The organism is Bacillus cereus group sp. BfR-BA-01382, from assembly GCF_022663475.1.
Lineage (GTDB): Bacteria > Bacillota > Bacilli > Bacillales > Bacillaceae_G > Bacillus_A > Bacillus_A thuringiensis_S.
In genome coordinates, this window is record NZ_JAKUFQ010000432.1 from 1 (window position 1) to 225 (window position 225).

Consider the following 225-nt stretch of genomic DNA (forward strand, 5'->3'; position numbering starts at 1 on the left):
TGATGATGGCAGAGAGGTCACACCCGTTCCCATACCGAACACGGAAGTTAAGCTCTCTAGCGCCGATGGTAGTTGGGACCTTGTCCCTGTGAGAGTAGGACGTCGCCAAGCTATTTATATCATCGCGGGGTGGAGCAGTACGGTAGCTCGTCGGGCTCATAACCCGAAGGTCGCAGGTTCAAATCCTGTCCCCGCAACCAAATGGTCCCGTGGTGTAGTGGTTAA

At 54.7% G+C, this 225-nt stretch carries 1 tRNA gene and 1 rRNA gene; both read left to right on the forward strand.

The features are described from left to right. Window positions 1-111: ribosomal RNA gene (gene rrf, locus MR160_RS34605) — 5S ribosomal RNA — on the forward strand; the annotation flags it as partial. A gap of 12 nt (window positions 112-123) precedes the next feature. Beyond that, window positions 124-200: transfer RNA gene (locus tag MR160_RS34610), tRNA-Met, on the forward strand. Window positions 201-225: the final 25 nt, after the last annotated feature.